The 18,696-nt window shown below is 74.9% G+C and carries 13 protein-coding genes; 6 read left to right on the forward strand and 7 right to left on the reverse strand.

All coding sequences use genetic code 11. The features are described 5' to 3' along the window. Window positions 1-526: 526 nt before the first annotated feature. Entirely contained in the window at window positions 527-2,638 is a 2,112-nt protein-coding gene (locus tag BLV02_RS06260; protein ID WP_069114669.1) for a RecQ family ATP-dependent DNA helicase, read from the forward strand. Window positions 2,639-2,686: 48 nt separating this feature from the next. Here the strand turns inward: BLV02_RS06260 and BLV02_RS06265 are convergent, their stop codons facing one another. The 3 genes from BLV02_RS06265 to BLV02_RS06275 all read right to left on the reverse strand — a co-directional run bounded on the left by BLV02_RS06265 (window position 2,687) and on the right by BLV02_RS06275 (window position 5,007). Continuing rightward, on the reverse strand, window positions 2,687-3,361 hold the full coding sequence (locus BLV02_RS06265; protein WP_069114668.1) for an ACT domain-containing protein: 675 nt from the start codon (window positions 3,359-3,361) through the stop codon (window positions 2,687-2,689). A gap of 65 nt (window positions 3,362-3,426) precedes the next feature. Continuing rightward, a complete protein-coding gene (locus tag BLV02_RS06270; RefSeq protein WP_069114712.1) occupies window positions 3,427-4,074 on the reverse strand; it encodes a response regulator transcription factor in 648 nt (215 codons plus the stop codon). A 336-nt stretch (window positions 4,075-4,410) separates the two neighbouring features. Further along, complete coding sequence (locus BLV02_RS06275) at window positions 4,411-5,007, reverse strand: PadR family transcriptional regulator (protein ID WP_069114667.1); 597 nt, start codon at window positions 5,005-5,007, stop codon at window positions 4,411-4,413. A gap of 347 nt (window positions 5,008-5,354) precedes the next feature. On the opposite strand from BLV02_RS06275, the gene BLV02_RS06280 reads away from it, so the two are divergent. The 4 genes from BLV02_RS06280 (at window position 5,355) to BLV02_RS06295 (ending at window position 12,757) form a co-directional block, all read left to right on the forward strand. After that, window positions 5,355-6,023 (forward strand): ABC transporter ATP-binding protein, encoded by a 669-nt coding sequence (locus BLV02_RS06280; protein WP_069114711.1) that lies wholly within the window; start codon window positions 5,355-5,357, stop codon window positions 6,021-6,023. Window positions 6,024-6,421: 398 nt separating this feature from the next. Further along, window positions 6,422-9,178, forward strand: a complete 2,757-nt coding sequence (locus BLV02_RS06285; RefSeq protein WP_069114666.1) for an FtsX-like permease family protein — start codon at window positions 6,422-6,424, stop codon at window positions 9,176-9,178. Between the two features lie 324 nt (window positions 9,179-9,502). Next, window positions 9,503-11,386: a LamG-like jellyroll fold domain-containing protein gene (locus BLV02_RS06290; protein ID WP_069114665.1), complete on the forward strand. Its 1,884-nt coding sequence runs from the start codon at window positions 9,503-9,505 to the stop codon at window positions 11,384-11,386. 246 nt (window positions 11,387-11,632) lie between these two features. After that, window positions 11,633-12,757: a lysylphosphatidylglycerol synthase domain-containing protein gene (locus tag BLV02_RS06295; protein WP_141711851.1), complete on the forward strand. Its 1,125-nt coding sequence runs from the start codon at window positions 11,633-11,635 to the stop codon at window positions 12,755-12,757. A 1-nt stretch (window position 12,758) separates the two neighbouring features. Here the strand turns inward: BLV02_RS06295 and BLV02_RS06300 are convergent, their stop codons facing one another. Beyond that, window positions 12,759-14,177 carry an MFS transporter gene (locus tag BLV02_RS06300; RefSeq protein WP_245737704.1) on the reverse strand — a complete coding sequence of 473 codons (1,419 nt, stop codon included), beginning with the start codon at window positions 14,175-14,177 and terminating at the stop codon, window positions 12,759-12,761. 131 nt (window positions 14,178-14,308) lie between these two features. Between BLV02_RS06300 and BLV02_RS06305 the strand changes: the two genes are divergently transcribed. Further along, entirely contained in the window at window positions 14,309-14,866 is a 558-nt protein-coding gene (locus tag BLV02_RS06305) for a TetR/AcrR family transcriptional regulator (protein ID WP_069114663.1), read from the forward strand. A gap of 204 nt (window positions 14,867-15,070) precedes the next feature. Here BLV02_RS06305 and BLV02_RS06310 read toward each other — a convergent pair whose 3' ends face one another. Genes BLV02_RS06310 through BLV02_RS06320 form a run of 3 tightly spaced genes read right to left on the reverse strand, consistent with a single transcriptional unit; the run spans window position 15,071 to window position 18,542 of the window. Continuing rightward, window positions 15,071-16,285, reverse strand: a complete 1,215-nt coding sequence (locus tag BLV02_RS06310; RefSeq protein ID WP_069114662.1) for a sensor histidine kinase — start codon at window positions 16,283-16,285, stop codon at window positions 15,071-15,073. Further along, a complete protein-coding gene (locus tag BLV02_RS06315) occupies window positions 16,282-17,580 on the reverse strand; it encodes a sensor histidine kinase (RefSeq protein WP_069114661.1) in 1,299 nt (432 codons plus the stop codon). The genes BLV02_RS06310 and BLV02_RS06315 overlap by 4 nt, the downstream gene beginning before the upstream one ends. Beyond that, on the reverse strand, window positions 17,577-18,542 hold the full coding sequence (locus BLV02_RS06320) for a hypothetical protein (RefSeq protein WP_141711850.1): 966 nt from the start codon (window positions 18,540-18,542) through the stop codon (window positions 17,577-17,579). The genes BLV02_RS06315 and BLV02_RS06320 overlap by 4 nt, the downstream gene beginning before the upstream one ends. Between the last annotated feature and the right edge of the window lie 154 nt (window positions 18,543-18,696).

Raw genomic sequence — 18,696 nt, forward strand, 5'->3', positions numbered from 1 at the left:
CGCTGTCTTCGCTGTCCAGCTCGCCGTCCGCCGGTGCCCGGGCTCGGCGCGCGGGCTCGCGTCCGCGGCCGTCGCCCGCCTGCCGACACGTCTCGTCCCGGTCCACCAGCCCCGGTCGCGAACGACGCCCGGGCCAGCGCCCGCGTCCCCGGCGTCGCCGCCTGCCGGCACGTCTCGTCGTCGTCCCGCCAGCCTGGTCGTGACCCGCGCGTTGTCGCGGTCCAGTTCGTCGTTCGCCTTACCCGGGCCGGGCCAGCGCCCGGGCCCGCGCCCGAGCCCGCGTCCGCGCCCCCGGCGTCGCCGCCTGCCGGCACGTCTCGTCCTGGTCCATCAGCCCTGGTCGTGACCCGCGCGTTGTCGCCGTCGAGTCCACGGTTGCCCCGCCCCGGCCGGGCCGCCTGCGTCCGCCCGGCCTCGACTCACCTCCACCGTCGCCTATCCACAGCCCCCACGACTTCGCCGAGTTGTCCACAATCCGCCCGAGCGCGGTGGCGACCGGCCGGATCCGGCAGCTAGCGTCGCAGGCATGGATCTGAAGGACGAAGCAGAAGCGCTGCTGCGGCGGCTGGTCGGCAACGACACGGCCGAGTTCCGCGACGGCCAGTGGGACGCCGTACGCGACCTGGTGGAACACCGGCGTCGCGTGCTGGTCGTGCAGCGCACCGGCTGGGGGAAGTCGGCGGTCTACTTCGTCGCGACGGGTCTGCAGCGGGCACGTGGCGCCGGCCCGACCGTCATCGTGTCGCCGCTGCTGGCGCTCATGCGCGACCAGGTCGCCGCCGCGGCACGGGCCGGGGTGCGCGCCGTCACCATCAACTCCGCCAACGCCGACGAATGGGGTGAGGTCGCCAAACAGCTCGCCGACGACGCCGTCGACGTCCTGCTCGTCAGTCCCGAGCGGCTGAACAACCCGCGCTTCCGCGAGGAACAGCTGCCCACCCTGGCCTCCGGGTCCGGGCTGATCGTGGTCGACGAAGCGCATTGCATCTCCGACTGGGGCCACGACTTCCGCCCCGACTACCGCCGCATCCGCGACCTCCTCGGCACGCTCCCTGCCGGCACCCCCGTGCTGGCGACCACGGCCACGGCGAACGCCCGCGTCGTGGCCGACGTCGCCGAGCAGCTGGGCGCCGGGGGAGCCGAGGTCACCACCATCCGCGGCTCGCTGGCGCGCGAGAGCCTCCGGCTGGGCGTGCTCTCACTCGACGACGCCGAGCACCGGCTGGCCTGGCTGTCCGCGCACCTCGGCGAACTGCCCGGCAGCGGCATCGTCTACACGCTGACGGTGTCCGCGGCTGAGGACACCGCGGCGCTGCTGCGCGAGGCCGGCCACCACGTCATCGCCTACACCGGCCGCACCGATCCCGCCGACCGCGTCGAGGCCGAGCGCGCGCTGCTGAACAACGAGGTCAAGGCCCTGGTGGCAACGAGCGCGCTGGGCATGGGGTTCGACAAACCCGACCTCGGCTTCGTCGTGCACCTGGGCGCGCCGTCGTCGCCGGTCGCGTACTACCAGCAGGTCGGCCGCGCGGGCCGGGCCACGGAGCGCGCCGACGTGCTGCTGCTCCCGGCGGCCGAAGACCGATCCATCTGGCAGTACTTCGCCACGGTCTCGATGCCCCGGCAGGACCAAGCGGCGTCGGTCATCCGCACGTTGTCGGCCACCGGCGACGCCATGTCCACGGCGGCGCTCGAGACCGTGGTCGACGTCCGGCGCACACGGCTGGAGCTACTGCTCAAGGTGCTCGACGTCGACGGCGCGGTGCAGCGGGTCCGCGGCGGCTGGCAGGCGACCGGACAGGACTGGATCTACGACGCCGAGCGGTACGAGCGGGTCGCCGCCTCCCGCGACTCCGAGGCGCGGTCGATGCTCGCCTACCAGCGCGGCGAACAATGCCGCATGGCGTTCCTGCAGGCCGCGCTGGACGATCCGAGCGCCGCGCCGTGCGGCCGCTGCGACGTCTGCGCCGGACCCTGGTACACCGACGAGGTTCCGGCCGGCGCCCGGGCGGCGGCGCGCACCACCTTGGCGCGGGCCGGGGTGCTGCTCGAGCCGCGGGTCCAATGGCCGTCCGGCATGGGCCGGCTGGGCGTCGACGTCAAGGGCAAGATCGGCCCCGACGAGCGCCTCGAACCCGGCCGCGTGGTCGCCCGCCTCACCGACCTCGGCTGGGGTCAGCGGCTGCGGTCCCTGCTCGACGCCGACGACGCCCCGGCGCCCGAGCCGCTGCTGGCGGCCTGCGTCGACGTGCTGCGCGAGTGGCACTGGGACCGCCGCCCAGACGCCGTCATCACGGTGCCGTCGCGGCGGCGCCCGCAGCTGATCGGCTCGGTCGGCCGCTACCTGGCGTCGGTCGGCCGGCTGACGGACCTCGGTGAGCTCGAGGCGACCGGCGCCGGTCCGGCCGAGGGCACGGAGCCGGGCGGCAACAGCGCCTTCCGGCTGGCGTCCGTCTGGGAGTCCTGGCGTGTCGGCGCGGCCGCCCGCGAGTCGCTGGCTGCCCTCGGCCCCGACCCGGTCGTCCTCCTCCTCGACGACCTCGCCGATTCCCGCTGGAGCATCACCGTCGCCGGAAGGGAGGTGCGCCACGCCGGAGCAGCACAGGTTCTGCCGTTCGCCCTCGCCAGCGTCGGCTGACCCCACTCACAACTCCATAGCGGCAGCCACACGCTGACCTGGGCGCGGTCAGCCGGTGGCGGCGTCGTCCGCGGCGTCCATGGCCGGGGCGGTGCGGCGGATCACCTGGGCCAGCGCCACCAGGTGCACGAGCCTGGCCAGTTCGGAGTCGAGGATGCGCGGCCCGCCGTCGCGGCCGTAGACGACAGCCTGACCGGTGTCGCCGACCGGTACGCCCACGGCGACGACGTCCTGCCAGGGTTCGGGCGCGTCGGGGCCGATGGCGATGCGGGTCGGTTCGGTGAGGGGCAGCCAGGGCGCCTCGTAGCCGTCGTCCTCCGGGGCGCCGCCGCTGGCCCGCTGCACCTTCAACGTCGACCCGGCGGCCGGCAGCAGCAGGCCCCAGCCGGAGCGGAAGATGCCGGGCACGAGGTCGACCAAGATCTCCTCGGCGCGGTCGGGCTCGTCCGTCATGGCCTCGACGGCCTCGAGGTCGCGGTGCAGGTTGGCGCCCGGGCTGTAGTGGCCGATGAACTCCACCGTCACGTCGGGCACGGTCCGGCACGCCGTCACCAGCGAGTCCGGCAGCCGCCCGCCCGGCAGGTCGACCAGGAAGTCGTCGACGACGAACCCGTCGCCGCGGTGCTCGACGACGTCGACGCCGACGATGTCACCGCCGGCGGCGCCGACGGCCGTCGCGACGGCTCCGAGCGAGCCGGGACGATCCGGTACGACCACACGCATGAGAAACGACACCCGCACAGAGTGACACAGTTCCTGTCACCACCGTGTTGCCGTCGCGAACGGTGTCAGTGCTCGGCCCGCAGCCACGCCAGCACGGCCAGCACCCGCCGATGGTCGTCGTCGGACGGTGGGAGGTCGAGCTTGGTGAGGATCGACGAGATGTGCTTCTCGACCGCGCCCTGCGTGACGACCAGCAGCCGCGCGATCGCGACGTTCGTCCGGCCCTCCGCCATCAGCGCGAGCACCTCGCGTTCGCGCGCCGTCAACGTCTGCAACGGGTCGCGACGGCGGCGTGCGAACAACTGCGCGACGACCTCCGGGTCCAGCACGGTCCCGCCGGACGCCACCCGCTCCAGCGCGTCGGAGAGGTCGGCCAGCGCCGACACCCGGTCCTTCAGCAGGTAGCCGACGCCACCCGCACCGTCGGCCAGCAGGTCGCCGGCGTACGACTCCTCGACGTACTGCGACAGCACCAGCACGCCGGTCCCCGGCACCGCTGACCTGGCCGACAGCGCCGCCCGCAGCCCTTCGTCGGTGAACGTCGGCGGCATGCGGACGTCGACGATCGCGACGTCGGGGCGGTGTTCCTGCACCGACCGCACCAACGTGTCGCCGTCGCCGACGGCGTCGACCACGTCGGCTCCAGCCTCGCCCAGCAGACGGACGAGACCTTCACGCAGCAACAGGGAGTCCTCGGCAAGTACGACGCGCACCCGCACAGCATGCCAGGTCAGTCCGCGGGACCTGCCCGCAGCGCCCCGCCCGGCTCGGCCCGGGCCGAGAGAAGGGCGACGTGGTGGGTGCGCGCCGAGCCGAGAGGACGGCGACGTGGTGGGTGCGCGCCCGAGTCGAGGGAGCGGCGGCGTGGTCGCGTGCGGGCGCAAGCCGGTCGCCCTGCGCCGGACCTGGGGCACGCGCCGTTCCTGCCCTGCGTCGTCAAGGGGCCGGTGCGCCGGTGCGCACTTGCGTCGCTCGCGCAACCGTTCGACCTGGCCCGGTTGCGGCGGCTGGTCGCCGCTACGCAGCGGGGAACGTGTGGTGCATTGGCGTCAGGAAGCGTGCCGGGCCTTGCGGTCCTGGTCGTCGATGTCCTTGGCCTGGGCACCGGGCGCCTGCCCGACGTTCGCCAGCGGCTCGTCGGCACGTGACTCGACCGCCTCGATCAGCTTGAGGTCGGCCTGGGTGTGCAGGATGGCCGCCTCGATGGTGAGAGCGGCGAGCGCGTCGTGCTGGTGGGTGCGCCGACTGGTGCGCAGCGTCTGCAGTTCGGCGAGCCGTGCGTCGTGCTGGATGCGGCAGACCTCGCGTATGGCGTCGGGGCCGCGCCGGCCGGCGGCGAGCACTTTGAGGATGAAGTCGTCGCGGTAGCCCGACGTGCGCGTGGTGGGCGTGGCCAGCCAGTCGTCGAGATCGCTGCGGCCGGCCGACGTGATGAGGTAGACGGTGCGGTCGGGCCGGGAGTCCTGTGGCACGGTGTGCGAGCTGACCATGCCGTCACGGTGCAGCCGGTCGAGGATCTGGTAGACGTGGCCGATGTTCAGCCCACCCCACTGGGGTCCGACGGCCTTCTCGAAGTTCGCCTTGAGCTCATACCCGTAGCTGGGTCCGTCGGCCAGCAGGGCGAGAACGGCATGCTGAAGCGGCACACCATCACTGTACGGGTGAACACGTCGTTCCATCGACATTCGCGCGACGTAATCCGTGGTCGTGGCGGCTGTCATGTCACCGCGCAGCACCTCGGAGCAGGTCGGAGACCGAACGGCGCTCCGGGACACGCCGCGGCGGGCGAGGTTCGCGACACGCGGGGTTGCGCGGGGGTGAGAGAATCAGCCCTGGCCGTTTGTCGTGCCGAGCCGAAGGTCATGATGATCAGATGAGACGGCAGGGTCCCAGCGACGCTGCGGACGTCCGGTCGGGGGGACACGACCGGTTCCCGGGTGCGCCCATCTCGCTGAACGACGTCACCCGTTTCTACCGCCAGGGCGGCGCGCAGGTGCCGGCCCTCGTCGACGTCACGCTCGACGTCCGCGCCGGCGAGACGGTCGCCGTCGTGGGCCCGTCGGGATCCGGAAAGTCGACGCTGCTGCACGTCATCGGCGGCATCGACCGGCCCGACTCCGGCACCGTCATGGTCGGCGGCACCCGGGTCGAGCAGCTCTCGCGACGCGCTGCGGCGGCGTTCCGGCGCGGCGTCGGTTTCGTCTTCCAGCACTACCACCTGCTGCCGCAGCTGAGCGCGCTCGACAACGTCGTGGTGCCGCTGATGCCGATCCAGGTCCGCTTCGACCGGCACGAGCGGGCCCGCGAGCTGCTCGACGCGGTCGGGCTCGGCGACCGCGCCTCCGCCCGCGTCGCCGATCTCTCCGGCGGCGAGCAGCAGCGCGTGGCGATCGCCCGCGCTCTGGTCGCCCGGCCGAAGCTGCTGCTGGCCGACGAGCCCACCGGCGCGCTCGACTCCCGCACCGGCGACGAGGTGCTCGACCTGCTGGCGCAGGTGCAGGCCGACTACGGGATGACGCTGGTCCTGGCGACGCACGAGGCGGCGGTCGCGGCCCAGTGCTCGCGGCTGATCAGCCTGCGCGACGGCACGGTCGTCGCCGATCACGCGCTGTGGGATCCACAGCCCGACGAGACGCTGCGCCGGGCGACCGGTCTCGGCTGAGCATGCGCCGGTACCGCGTGGCGCCACGTCCACCATCCCGCCCGGCGCGCTGGCCGCGCGGGGGTACGGCGCCATGCTGACCCGGACCCTCGACCGCATGGGCGCCGGGCACGGGGCGGGCGAGTGGCAGCCGGCCGGCGGTGGCGAGGGTGCCGGGCCGTATCGCTGCCGGCCCGAAGGCGTCGGGGGGCCTGCCGATGCCGCCGCCACCTGAACGAGACGGCGCCCGGGCTCGCCTCGGCCGCCGCCTCACTCGCCTCCTGAGCGGCGGCAACCGCCTCCTCCGCCGCGGCGGCCGTGTCCTGAGCGGCGGCAACCGCCTATTCGCCCGCGGCGGCCGCATCCTCCACCGACTCCGACTCCGACTCAGACGCCGCGGCGGGAACGGGCCGGCCGGGGTGGCGCCGCTGGTCCGGGCGCAGCTGCGTGCCCACTGGGGCCGCGCGCTGGCGCTCGGCCTCGGCGTCGTCGCGGCGACGTCGGTGTTCACGGTGCTGACCGGGGCGTCGGAGGTCGAGCGGCTGGAGTTGCGCGGCGAGGTGGCCGCCGCGCCGAGTCCGTACCACATCCTCGTCCGCCCGCCGGGCACCCGCAGCGACCTCGAGGCCCAGCGCGGCCTCGTCCGCCCCTACCAGCTGTCCGGCCAGTTCGGCGGCATCTCGACGTCCGACTACGACGCCATCCGCGCGCTCGGCGGCGTCGAGGTCGCGGCGCCGGTCGCGATGGTCGGTTACGTCATGAAGGCGACCCAGGTCGCGATCGACGTCGGGCCGAGGACGGACGCCGGGCGCGAGCTGCTGGTGGCCGACGTCGCCTACGTCAGCGACCGCGGGCTGACGCGCATCGAGCAGCCGTCCGCCTCGTACTCGTACGTCACCCCGAACTCCGTCGCGGTGCTCGGCCAGATCAACGCCAACGGCGAGCCGTACGGCGAGGCCGAGACGATGCCGGACGGCTCCACGGTGCTGGTCTGCCCCTACCGCCAGTACGGCGACGACATCGCCGACTCGCCGGCCGCCGCGGCCCGCGAGCGCAGCCGCAAGTGCTGGACCACCCGCCCCGGCGGCGACCCCGCCACCCGCACCCTGCAGGCGCCGCAGCGGCGCACCGTCATGCTCGAATGGTCGTTCCCGGTGCTGGTCGCCGCGGTCGACCCAGCCCAGGAGGCCGCGCTCGGCGGCGACGACGACGTGCCGGCGTCGCTGCGGGCACTGGCCGGCCCGGCGCCGGCCACCGGCACCGGCAACCGTCCGGTCCCGGTCGTCGTCGCGGCCCAGCCGCATGTCGACGCGCAGGCGGAGGTGACGGTGCGGCGGCTGCCCGATGACGCGGTCGCGCGGTTCGCCGAGGGCCTGCCACTGGACGAGATCGACGCGTTGCTCGCGACCCCCGGCCCGGTCGTCGCCGCTGAGACCGTCACCGCCGACCGCGCCTACCAGGAGCTGATCGGGCAGGCGACGGAGAACCCGGTCGACATCCTCGTGGACAGCTTCTGGACGACCGAGCCGACGACGTACGACGTGGGCGCCGGCGGGGTGCTGCGGCCGCGCACGGTCGACAACCCGCAGGACGGGTGGCGCTCGTCGGTGCGGGTCGAGGGCTACGTGCCGACGCCGCCGCTCGCCGCCGACACCGGGTTCCGCCGGGTCCGCCCGCACCCCGGCTCGGCGGACGCGCAGGCCGGCGACCTGCTGCCGCAACTGGGCATCGTCGGCGTCTTCGCACCCAGCGACTTCGAGGCCGCCGGGTTCGACGGCGCGCGGGGCCTGCCCGCGGCCGACCCGCGCAGCGTGGCGCTGCTCGGCGACCGCAACCTGCTCCCGTCCGGCAGTCCAGCCGCCTACCACCTGGGCCCGCCGACGGCGTTCATGCGGCTGTCCGACCTCGACACGTTCACCGGCTCGGGCATCGAGCTGGCCGACCCGGAGGCGCCGATCAGCGCGATCCGGGTCCAGGTCGCCGGCGTCACCGGCGTCAGCCCGGTCGAGCGCGAACGGGTCCGGCTGGTGGCCGACCAGATCCGCGCCGCCACCGGCCTCGACGTCGACATCGTCCTCGGCAGCACCGCCACCGAGCAGACCGTCGAGCTGCCGCCCGGCGCGCACGGCCGCCCGGCCCTGGCGGTCGCCGAGACGTGGATGCAACAGGGCGTCGTCGCCGCCGTCATGCAGGCCGTCGACCACAAGAGCGTGGCGCTGTTCGTGCTGGCCCTGGCCGTGAGCACGCTGTTCGTCGCGAACGTCTCGGCCGCGTCGGCGCGGTCGCGGCGCGGCGAGCTGGCGGTGCTGAGCCGCATCGGCTGGGGCCGCGGGATGCTGCTGCGGCTGCTGCTGGCCGAGGTGCTGCTGGTCGGCGGCGCCGCGGGCGTCGCCGGAGCGCTGGTCGCGGTGGCGACCGGCTGGATCACCGGCCTCGAGGTGACGCTGACGCGCGCCCTCGTCGCCGTGCCGGTGGCGGTGTTCGTCGCGCTGGTGGCCGCGGCGTGGCCGGCGTGGCGGGCGTCGAAGCCGTCGATCGCGGGCATGCAGCAGCCGCGGGCGCTCCCCGGCCAGCGGACGCTGACCAGGCGGTGGACGCTGCCCGGCCAGCGGACGCCGGTCGTGCGCGGGGTGCGGTCGCTGGCGGTGGCCAACGTGGTCCGCTCGCCCGGGCGGACGGGGCTCGGCGTGCTGTCGGTGGCCCTCGGGTGTGCCGCGCTGACGGCGCTGCTGGGCGTCACGCTGGCGTTCAACGGCGCCGTCGTCGGATCCGTGCTGGGCGACGCGGTCTCCGTCCGGGCCCGCGAGATCGACTACGTCGCCGTGCTGGTGACGATCCTGCTGTCCAGCGTCGCCGTCGCCGACGTCGTGTTCCTCAACGTGCGCGACCGCCGTGCCGAGCTCGCCGTCCTCCAGGCCGTCGGCTGGGGCGACGGCCGGGTGCGCCGGGTCGTGCTGGCCGAGGCCGCGCTGATCGGCTGCACCGGCGCCGTCTGCGGCACCGTCGCCGGACTGGCCATCGCGGCTGGGCTGGCCGGCGAACTGCGCGCCGAGCTCCTCGTGGCCGCCGCGACGACGGTGGCCGGCGGCACCCTCGTCCCGGTCCTCGCCAGCCTCGTCCCGGTCGCCGCGCTGCGCCGCATGACCGTCGCGTCCACCCTGACCCGCGACGCCTGAGCGCGCCGCGGAGGGCTTGGAGGGGCCGGAGGGGCGGGAGGGGCCGGGGATGCGGGGCCGGCGTCGCGGTGCAGGCCGGAGGAGGGGGCGGTGGGTGCGGAGCCGGCGTCAAGAGCGCACGCGGCATGCTTCACCGCCGCGAAGCGGAGCCGGCGCAGCACCCACCGCCGTCCGCCCCACAGCGAAGCCCGCCCAGCCTCGACCGGGTCCTCCGCACGGGCGCGACGGCCATGGTTCGTCCGGGGGAGCGGGTGCGGACACCTTCACGCCATGTCGGATTGGTCCGATGTGCGGGATCACGTGTTCTCATCGGAGGTTCCGCAGATGTCCGACTCCCCAGCCGACCGTCCCGGCGTCGCCCGCCGCCGTCTCCTGCAGGGCGCCATCGCCGCGCCGGCCGCGCTCGCCGTCCCCGGACTCGTCGGCGGCGCGGGCGCCCCCACGGCCGCCGCCGCTCCCGTCGTCCCGCCCACGCCGGCCGGGTTCGACCCGGAGAGCCCGCGGTTCGCGCTCGCCGTCCTGCCGGACACCCAGTACCTCTTCGACGAGGACCGCTCCGACCCGGAGCCGCTGGCGACCACCTTCCGCTACCTCGCCGAGCAGCGCGGGCTCGCGAACGTCGCGTTCATGACGCACCTCGGCGACGTCACCGAGCACGGCACGCAGGACGAGATCGAGCTGGCCGGGCGGACGTTCGAGGCGCTCGACGGCGTCGTGCCGTTCAGCGTGCTGGCCGGCAACCACGACGTCCCCGGCGGTGACGACCAGCGCGGCGACACCCCGTACCTGCGGGCGTTCGGACCGTCGCGCTTCGCCGCCAGCCCGACCTACGGCGCGAGCTCGCCCGACGGCTACAACAGCTTCCACGTCATCCCGGCCGCCGGCCGCGAGTGGCTGCTGCTGGCGCTGGACTGGCGGGTCTCCGACGCCGGCCTGGCCTGGGCCCGCGGCGTCGTCGACACGCACGCGGAGCTGCCCGCGATCGTCACGACCCACGACCTCGCCTACGCCGACGACGCGGGCGCGGCGACGCTGTCGGGCCACGGGCAGCGGCTGTGGGACGGGCTGATCCGCGGCAAGGACCAGATCGTCCTCGCGCTCGGCGGGCACTACTGGCCGCCCGGGCGCACCGTCCTCACCAACGACGCCGGCCACGACGTGCACGTGCACATCACCAACTACCAGGACCGCTACTACGGCGGCGCCGGCATGATCCGGCTGTATCAATTCGATCTGGTACGTAACACCATCGACGTCGAGACGTTCGCGCCGTGGTTCCTGACCCGCGAGGCGGCGGAGCGGCCGCCGCTGGGTGCGGAGGTCATCGAGCTCACCGGCGACGTCGACCGGTTCAGCCTGCCGGTCGACTTCGCCGCCCGGTTCGCCGGCTTCGCACCGGCCGAACTGCCGCCGTCGCGCCCGCCGACCCGCGTGGTGGGCCGCGACACCGTCGCGTACTGGCGCTTCGACACCCTCGGGCTGCGCGGCCGGGTCGAGGAGGGCGCCACGGTCGCCGACGGCGCCGTCGCGCAGGACCTCACCCGCAAGGGCAACGACCTCGTCGTCCGGCGGCTGCACTCGGCCGCGCCGGGCCTGCTCACCCGCTCGCTGGACCACCACGACGGCGCGCCCGCCCACGCCAGCCTGCGCTTCGACGGCGGCAAGTCGCCGGACCGGGGCGCGATCCTCGAGGCCGTCGCCGCCGCGCCGATCAACTCCGAGAAGTTCCTCGGCGGCTACACCATCGAACTGTTCGTCAAGCTGCCCGAACCGTTCGAGGGCGACCACGCCTGGATGGGCGTGTTCAGCTGGCAGGGCCGGGCCGGCGACGCGGGCAAGACGGCCGGCTACTCGCCGCTCGAGCCGACCTGCAGCCTCAACGTGTCGCCCGAGCGCTTCCTGCAGTACGTCCTCTACCCGCACGTCGAGGACGCCTCGCCGACGTCCTGGAGCCACGCCCTCCCGATCGGCCGCTGGTTCCACGTCGCGGTCGTCAACGACGGGGAGCAGACGGTGGTGTGGGTCGAGGGTTCGCCGATCGGCCGCAACCCGAAGCAGCCGGCGCACGGCATCGCGACGCTCGGCCGTCCGTTCACGCTGGGCGCCACCGGCTGGGACCTCGGCTTCGGGCAGGGCTTCCACGGCTTCCTGGGCGACGTGCGGATCAGCCGGCGGGCGCTGGAACCGGCGGAGTTCATGACGTCGTGACGGCCGGCCGCGGGGCATGCGCGCGGTGGTGCCGGTGGATGCGGAGCCGGCGCAGCATCTGCGGCGCCTCCGCCCCGCCGCCCCGCCGCGTCGGGGGCCGGCAGAGTTCATGACGGCCTGACGGCCGGCCGTGGCGGGTCGCCGGAGAAATTTTCCGCGTCAACGGTGCAGGTGAGAGGGCAGATCGACGTCACTTGTACGCCTCTACTACAGACTGTGGACGTTTCGGTAGGTCACCATAGGGGCGTGGCGATCGATGAACGGACCACCACACGGACCCGGCGGCGTGCGATGTTCGGCAGCACGCGCCGGGTCGTCGGTCTGCTGGCCGTGCTCGCGATCCTGGTGGTCGTGGGCGTCGTCATCGTGCCCTCGGTGCTGCCGAACCTGATCACGTCCATGCGCCGCAACCCGTACGTTCCGCTGCTGGTCGCGATGTTCTGGATCATGGCGACGGTGGCGGCCATCGCCGGCAAGCGGGCCATCGCCTCCGGCTACCTGACGTGGTCCGGCGCGGCCACGGCGCACATCGGCGGCACCGTCGCCAACCGGGTCGTCCCGGCGGGCGTCGGCGCGGCCGGGGTGTTCGTCGCGGCCCTGCACCGCGGCGGCGCCTCGAACACGGCGGCCGCGGGCGTGGTGGCGCTGTGGGCGGTGGCGGGCGGGCTGGCGCACGGATCCGGCCTGCTGCTCGGCGTCGCCTGGCTGCGCGAGGGCTGGAGCGGGCTGCTCACCGTCGTCGTGGTGGCGACGGTGCTGGTGCTCGCGGTGCGCTTCCTGGTCCGCCGGCTGGCGGCGCGGCGGGCCGCGCGCCCCGTCACCGCGTCCGTCACGACGATGGTGCCGAGCCGCCAGACCAAGCTGCAGCGGCTGAAGGCCACCGTGCGCGACGTCGTCGCGGCCGTGCGGGCCCGGCCGGTGCTCGCGCTGGCCGCGCTGGGCGCCCAGCTGGCCGCCGCGACCTGCCTGGCGACGGGGTTCGCGCTGGCCGCCGTCGGCTTCGGCGTCGAGATCAGCATCGGCGTCGGCATGGCCGCGTACCTCGCCGGCACCGCGCTGTCCGCCGCCACCCCGACCCCTGCCGGCATCGGCTCGGCCGAGACCGCGCTGATCGGCGCGCTCATGCTGGCCGGCGCCGGGCTCGGCGAGGCGCTGCCCGTCGTCTTCCTGTACCGCGCCGTCGTGCTGGTCGCGCCGGTGCTCGCGGCCGCCGTCATGGCGGCGGCCTGGGTGGTCGTCCGGCTGCTGGCCGCGGCCCGGGCCCGCCGCCGCACCGCGCGGGCGCCGCGGCCGCACGTGCCGCATGCTCTGCTGCCGGCCGTCGTCCTGGCCATCGAGCCCGACCCGGCCCCCGACGCCGCGGCCCCCTGAGTCACTCGCGCCGGAACGTCAGCGCCACCAGGACCGCCGCCGCCCCGATGGCGACGCTCGCCAGGAACGCGTGCGTCATGCCGGTCACCAGCACCTCCTCAGGCGCCGCGCCGCCCGCCGCCGCGTCGCGCGTGGCCGCGCCGGCCACCGTCACCAGGATCGCCAGCCCGAGCGTCGCACCGGTCTGCTGCATCGTCTGCAGCACGCCGCCGGCCGCCCCGGCGTCGGCGGGCGGGACGCTGGTCATGATGACGACGTTCAGCGGCGCGAACGCCAGCCCCATGCCCAGGCCCATGAGCAGCATCGACGGCAGCAGCCCGGCCACATAGCCGGTGTCGGTGCCGAGCCGCGTCAGCAGCGCGACGCCGGACGTCATCAGCAGCGCGCCGGTCACCGCCATCGGCTTCGGCCCGAACCGCGGCAGCAGCACCGGGATCAGCCGCGTCGTCGCGAACACCAGCGCCGCCATCGGCAGGAACGCGAGGCCCGTGGTCAGCGCGCCGTAGCCGTGCACGTCTTGCAGGTACTGGGTGAGGAAGAAGAACATCGACATGCCGGCCATCGGGCCGAGCAGGAAGTTGACGTACGCGGCGGCGCGGTTGCGGTCGGCGAACAGCCGCAGCGGCAGCAGCGGTTCCGCCGTCCGCGCCTCCACCAGGACGAACGTCGCCAGCAGCAGGGCGCCGGCCACGAGCGAGCCGGCGGTGACGCCGTCGCGCCAGCCGTCGGAGGCCGCGCGGATGAACCCGTACACGACCGCGGCGATGCCGGCCGAGCCCGTTGCCGCGCCGAGCAGGTCCAGGCGCGCGGGGTGCCGCTCCGGCTCGCGCACGTGCCGCACCGCCAGCACCACGATCAGGACGCCGAGCGGCACGTTGATGAACAGCACCGACCGCCACGACAGCCACTCGGTGAGCAGCCCGCCGGCGATCAGGCCGATCGCGAAACCGGCGCTGGCCATGCCGGAGAACAGCGCGAGCGCGCGCATCCGCGCCCGCGGTTCGGTGAACGTCGTCGCCAGCAGCGCGAGCGTGCTCGGCCCGGCCATCGCGGCGCCGAGCCCCTGCGCGACGCGGGCGGCGACGAGCATGGCGGCGGAGTCGGCGAGCCCGCCGGCCAGCGACGCGGCGGTGAACACGACGACCCCCGCGACCAGCAGCCGGCGCCGTCCGAGCAGGTCGCCGGCGCGGCCGCCGAGCAGCAGCAGGCCGCCGAAGACCAGCGTGTAGGAGCTCATCACCCACGACAGCCCGGTGGCCGAGAAGCCGAGGTCGTCGCGGATGCGGGGGAGCGCCACGTTCATCACGGTGGCGTCGAGGACGATCATCAACTGGCAGGTCAGCAGCGCGACCAGGACCAGGCCGGGCCGCGTCCGGGCCGCGGTCTCCGGGCGTTCGGTGAGCAGGGTGGATCCAGGCACGACGAGGGCTCCCGGGATCGGCGATAAGCGGAGAGAGTCTCCGCTTCTATCGGGAGCTAGCATATGGAGAGAATCTCCGGTTTGACAAGAGTATCCGGAGACATCGTCCGTTTCCACGTCGAGGGGTGCCGATGACGACGTCCCGGCCCATGCGCGCCGACGCGCGCCGCAACCACGAGCGCATCGTGACGGCCGCGCGCGAGGCGTTCACCGAGCACGGCCCCGGCGCGCCCCTCGACGACATCGCCCGCCGCGCCGAGGTCGGCCCCGGCACCCTCTACCGCCACTTCACCGGCCGCGAGGCCCTCATCGAGGCGGTCTACCGCGCCGACGTCGAGCGCCTGTCCTCGCGGGCGGCAGAGCTGGCCGCCGAGCTCGCGCCGCTCGACGCCGTGACGTCCTGGCTGCGCGAGCAGGTCGCCTACGCGGCGCACAACCGCGGGCTCGGCGCCGCGCTCAAGGCGGCGATCGACCAGGACTCCGACACCTACGCGCTCTGCAAGCAGCTCATGCGCGACGCCGCGGCGACGGTCCTGGCGCCGGCGCAGACGGCGGGCGTGGTGCGCGACGATCTGGAACCGCGCGACCTGCTGCTCCTCGGCCACGGCCTCGCCGTTGCCGCCGAGGCGGCGCCGGACTCCTTCGAGCGGCTGCTCTCCGTGACGGTGGCCGGCCTCCGCCCGGCGTGATGGTGCGGCCGGTCGACCTGGGACGTGCCCGGCCGACGGTTGGCCTCACGGGGCGCCGGCGACAGCGGTGGTCCGCCGGGTAGCGGCGGACCGGCGACCTCGCGCGAAGCTCCGCGAGGGGCACCCGTGCCGCGGCTCGGCGAGGGCGCAGGAGGACGGCGACGGTACCGGCCGCCGCCCGACGTGCCGGCGGCCCGGCGCAGGTCAGTCGTCGGCGGGTGGGAGGGGGAGGCCGGCCGAGACGGTGGTGCCGGCGCCGGGCGGGCTGGCGACGTCGAGGTGGCCGTCGATGCCGGCGAGGCGGTCGGCGAGGCCGGAGAGGCCGTGGCCCTTGCCGAGGTGCGCCCCGCCCCGGCCGTCGTCGGCGACCTGGACGTGCAGGGCGTCGCCGACGCGGAGGACGGAGACGGCGCAGGCGGACGCGTCGGCGTGCTTGGCCACGTTGGTGAGCGACTCGGTCACCACGAAGTAGGCCGCGTTCTCGACCGCCGGGGGCAGCCGCTCGCCGTCGAGGAGGTCGATGTCGAGCGTCGTGGGGACGGGGCAGCGCGCGGTCGCGGCCGCCAGGGCGGCGGGCAGGCCACGGTCGGTGAGGATGGGCGGGGCGATGCCGCGCGAGACGGCGCGCAGCTCGGCCAGCGCCTCCTTGGTCTGCTGCACGGCCTCCTCGACGAGGGGACGCGCGGCCTGCGGGTCGTCGTCGAAGCGGCGCTGGGCGGACTCGAGGTCCATGGTGAGCCGGACGAGACGCTGCTGCGGCCCGTCGTGGATGTCGCGCTCGACCCGCCGCAGCATCTCGGCCTCGGCGGCGACGACGGACTGGCGGCTGCGGCTGAGCTGCTCGGTGCGCGCTCGCAGCGCCGCCGTCTCGTTCGTCAGCAGCCCCCACACCAGCGACGACTCCAGGACGGCGACCCCGCGCAGGATGTGCGCCAGCGCCAGCGGCAGGCCGCGGAACCCGCCGCCGCCGGCGATGACCCAGGACAACGCGATCAGCGGCGACAGCCCGATCGACAACCCCAGCCACACCATGGTGACCGACCAGGTGAACACCCGCACGGGCAGGATCAGCACGCAGTAGAGCCAGTCGCGCCACGACTGGCGATCGCGCAGCACCTCGAGCACGCGCGACAGCCCGCGCTCCGTCGCCGGCTGGTGGTACACCGGCCCGACCTCGCGCCGCTCCATCGCGCCGACCCGGGCCCGCTCGACCCGGGCGAACCCGCGCGCCGTCAGCAGCGTCGCCATCAGGATGATCAGGCCGACGAAGGCCAGCACGACCAGCCCGATGCCGAGGAAGAACCCGACGATCGCCAGCGTGAACGAGGCGATGGCGATGGGCAGGCCCGGCAGCAGATAGCCGAGGTCACGGCCGATCTGCCGCCAGGTCACCCGGGGCCGGGGCGCGTCGTCGCTCATCGGGCGGTGCTCGCGGCCGGGATCGGGAGCTCGGCGCTGACGGTGGTGCCGTCGGCGGGCGGGCTGACGATGTCGAGGCGGCCGTCGACACCGGCGAGGCGGTCGGCGAGACCGGCCAGGCCGTGGCCCTTGCCCAGGTGCGCGCCGCCGCGGCCGTCGTCGGCGATCTGGACGTGCAGGACGTCGTCGACGCGGACGACGGAGACCGCGCACCGCGCCGCCTGCGAGTGCTTCGCCACGTTCGTCAGCGACTCGGTGACGACGAAGTAGGCGGCGTTCTCGATGGCCGACGGCAGCCGCTCGGCGAGGTCGGGGCCGACGTCGAGGGTGGTCGGGACGGGGCACCGGGCGGTGGCGGCGGCGAGGGCGGCCGGCAGCCCGCGGTCGGTGAGGATGGGCGGGGCGATGCCGCGGGACACGGCGCGCAGCTCGGCCAGCGCCTCCTTGGTCTGCGTGACGGCGCCCTCGAGCAGCGGCCGCGCGGCCTCGGGGTCGTCCTCGAACCGGCGCTGGGCGGACTCGAGGTCCATGGTGAGCCGGACGAGGCGCTGCTGCGGCCCGTCGTGGATGTCGCGCTCGACCCGGCGCAGGGTGTCGGCCTCGGCCTGCACGACCGCGGTGCGGCTGCGGCTCAGTTCGTCGGCGCGGGCCCGCAGCGCCGCGTTCTCGTTCGTCAGCATGGCCCAGACCAGCGACGACTCGGTGAGCGCGAACGCACGCAGCAGGTAGGGGAGCGTGGCCAGGAAGACCAGGCCGATGGCGGTGTTCAGCGCGACGTCGGGCAGCCGGCCGTCGCCCAGGCCGATCAGCTCGGCCAGCGTCTCGTTGTCGGCGTCGTCGCGGGGCAGCGACCACTCCCACAGGACGTACGTGGTGCCGCCCAGCGCGGCCGCCGTCCACGCGATGGTCATGCTCCAGGTGAAGCAGCGGATCGGCAGGATGAGGATGCCGAACCCCCACTCGCGCCAGGCGAGCGGGTCGCGCAGGAAGCTGAACAGCCGGGCCAGGCCCTTGCCGGACGCCGGACGGTGGTAGGCCGGGCCGACCGGGCGGTCCTCCATGAGCGCGACGCGTGCTCGTTCGGCGACGGCGAAACCGCGGGCGGCGCCGAGCATGGCGATCCACACGATCAGCCCGAGGAAGGCCAGCACGAACAGCCCGAGGCCGAGGAAGAAGCCCGTCACCATGATCGTGAAGGAGGCGATGGCGATGGGAAGCCCCGGCAGCAGGTAGGCGAGGTCGCGGGGGACCTGCCGCCAGCCGGCCCGGGGCCGGTCGGTGATCTGCGTGTTCATGCCTCCAGCCTTCCGTGTGCTTGCAGGGTAGACGAGCCGGACAACCGGTGAGTGCGAGGTAGGGCTGTCCCCACCCGCCCGATGAGGCGCACCGCCGTCGCGAGCGCAGCGGCCGCGCAGAGCAGCCACCACGGCAGGTCCGAGCGCCAGCGCGCGTCGAACGTCTCGGACGGGACGTAACCGGCGACGCGGACGGCGACGGCGGCCACCAGCGCGACCGCGGGCAGCTGCCAGAGGTGGACGGTGACCAGCCGCGGCGCCAGCCAGGCCAGCCCGCCGGCCACCGGCGCGCCCGACGTCCACCGGTCGATCGGCCGCCGGGCCGCCAGCGCCAGCCCCAGCTGCGCGGCGGTGCATCCGAGCAGGACGGACGCGGACGGCAGCGCACCGGATGGGCGCCCCGAGACGGCGGCCAGCACCAGGCCGCACGCGCCCACCGTCGCGCCCGCCGCGGCCACCATCAGCGCGTGGCGGGGACGCAGCCGGTCCAGCGCACCGGCCCGGACGAGCAGCCCGGCCTGGTACGCCGCCAGCCACACCGCCGCGACGACCGCCACCGGCGACCCGGCGAGGTCCGCCACCACGGCCGCGCCCGCCGTGGCCGCCAGCTCGGCGCCGCGCCAGCGCGCGTGCAGCCGCAGCAGCGCCGGCCGGAGCAGCGTCAGCGCCGCCAGCGCGGCCGGCAGCCACAGCAGCCGGGCCGCTCCGTCGATCAGCGGCACCGCGACGACGGCGAACGGCAGCGCCGGCCGGGCGATGGCCGCCGGCCCGCCGCAGCCCGCGATGCCGGCCGCGAGCAGCGCGAGCGGCGCCGCGAGCACGAGGGCCGCCGCGGCCGCCGTCGTCACCCGGCCGGTCTGCGGGTCGGTGACCGGCAGCACCCAGTGCAGGGCGACGACGAGTGCCACCGCGGCCAGGCCGAGCACGGTCGCGAACCGGGCCGGCGGGGCGGTGGAGGGCACGGTCCCAGCCTGGTCGCCGGCGGCCGCCGGCACAGCGCAGCACGCTCCACTCTCGATGGTGGGGACAGCCCCACCATCGCCGCGGCGCTAACGGGCCGTGAAGACACCGGCCCGCAGCCGCTAAGAGGCCGCTAACCACGCTCCGACCAGGGCC

The organism is Jiangella alba, assembly GCF_900106035.1.
Lineage (GTDB): Bacteria > Actinomycetota > Actinomycetes > Jiangellales > Jiangellaceae > Jiangella > Jiangella alba.

Bases quoted from the DNA above. Each gene is read 5' to 3' on its own strand.
- BLV02_RS06260 (WP_069114669.1), top strand. From the start codon at position 527: ATGGATCTGAAGGACGAAGCAGAAGCGCTGCTGCGGCGGCTGGTCGGC.
- BLV02_RS06265 (WP_069114668.1), bottom strand. From the start codon at position 3,361: ATGCGTGTGGTCGTACCGGATCGTCCCGGCTCGCTCGGAGCCGTCGCG.
- BLV02_RS06290 (WP_069114665.1), top strand. From the start codon at position 9,503: ATGTCCGACTCCCCAGCCGACCGTCCCGGCGTCGCCCGCCGCCGTCTC.
- BLV02_RS06305 (WP_069114663.1), top strand. From the start codon at position 14,309: ATGACGACGTCCCGGCCCATGCGCGCCGACGCGCGCCGCAACCACGAG.
- BLV02_RS06310 (WP_069114662.1), bottom strand. From the start codon at position 16,285: ATGAGCGACGACGCGCCCCGGCCCCGGGTGACCTGGCGGCAGATCGGC.
- BLV02_RS06315 (WP_069114661.1), bottom strand. From the start codon at position 17,580: ATGAACACGCAGATCACCGACCGGCCCCGGGCCGGCTGGCGGCAGGTC.